This window comes from Streptomyces sp. NPDC101166 (genome assembly GCF_044768125.1).
Lineage (GTDB): Bacteria > Actinomycetota > Actinomycetes > Streptomycetales > Streptomycetaceae > Streptomyces.
In genome coordinates this window covers 1-1,209 of record NZ_JBIWPF010000210.1, presented here as the reverse complement: position 1 = coordinate 1,209, position 1,209 = coordinate 1, and the positions used below count along the sequence as shown (strand labels likewise).

The following is a 1,209-nucleotide window of genomic DNA, read 5'->3' as shown; positions in this document are numbered from 1 at the left end:
CCCCCATCCTCCGCAAGTCGGCTCTCACCGACCCTCAGCTCCGCAAACTCAACTACGTGGCAGGCGAACTCACCACCACCGAGCTCGCCGACATGATCCACCAGATCCGCGACCAGAACGCCATCCCCTCCGCGGTGGCCCGCACCTGGCTCGACGCCCACGCCCTCTGATCCGGGTCCACCACCGCCGCGCTGTGCCACAAACCCTTTCGGTCGCTTACCGTGGAGGGTTCGGGGGCAGCTTCCAACGGCGGTACGGAACTGGATACGACGGTGAACTCACCTGGCGACGATCATCTGGGCAATTGGCCCTGGCCCACAGGTACTTTCATGGAGCGGCTGTGCCTGCGCTCCCGGAGGTCGCTACTCCGGCTCGGGACGCGGACGTACGGGCCGCCGGGCACGGTGCTCATGCGGCAGGGCGATCCGGGCAGCATGGTGTATCTGCTGCGCTCGCGCGACCGCTCGGTGTCGGCGTGCGTGAAGATCACCACGGCCGACGGCCGGCTGCTCGCGATCCGGGTCAGCGGGGACGTGATCGGCGAACTCGGTGCGCTGGTGCCGGATTCGCTGCGCTCCAACACCGCGACCGTGTGCACGCCCACCATCGTGCACCGCATCCCGGGCACGGCGTTCATGACCTTCCTGGAAACCCATCACGACGGTTCCCTGGTGCTGTGCCGCTCCCTGGCCGACCGGCTGGCCTGGTCGGACCAGCGTCGCCTGGACTTCGGCGACCATCAGGTGCGGGTGCGGCTGGCGCGCCTGCTCGTCGAGTTCGTCGAGTCGTACGGGCGGCGGGTGGAGGCCGGGTGGGAGCTCACCGTGCGGCTGTCCTACGAGGAGCTGGGCAATCTGGTCGGGGCGCGGGTGGACGCGGTGGGCAAGGCGATGAAGGAACTGGGCGCGGACGGCTCGGTGTGCCTGATGAAGCGGCACGTCATCGTCCGTGATCTCGAAAACCTGCGGCGGGCAGCCGAGTTGACGGATGTTTTCGGGAAAGACGCCCGGGTGACCTGATTTTTCAGGCGTGCTCGTATCCGGTGCGTGCGACTCTCGGGAAGAAGTCTCCCCACCAGCCGGTTCGGGGCACGACCCACGGGAGGTGTGACCGATGTCGGCACCCGCGTCACCGTCCGGATGTATCGCGTTCGACGAGCTGTATCGCCGATTGCTGGTGGTCCACAGTCAGCTCGCGGCCGAGCTCATG

General features: G+C 67.6%; 1 protein-coding gene. It reads left to right on the top strand.

The annotated features are described in order from the left end of the window. Positions 1-329 precede the first annotated feature (329 nt). Positions 330-1,019 (top strand): Crp/Fnr family transcriptional regulator, encoded by a 690-nt coding sequence (locus tag ACIRS4_RS37795; protein ID WP_404204737.1) that lies wholly within the window; start codon positions 330-332, stop codon positions 1,017-1,019. Positions 1,020-1,209: the final 190 nt, after the last annotated feature.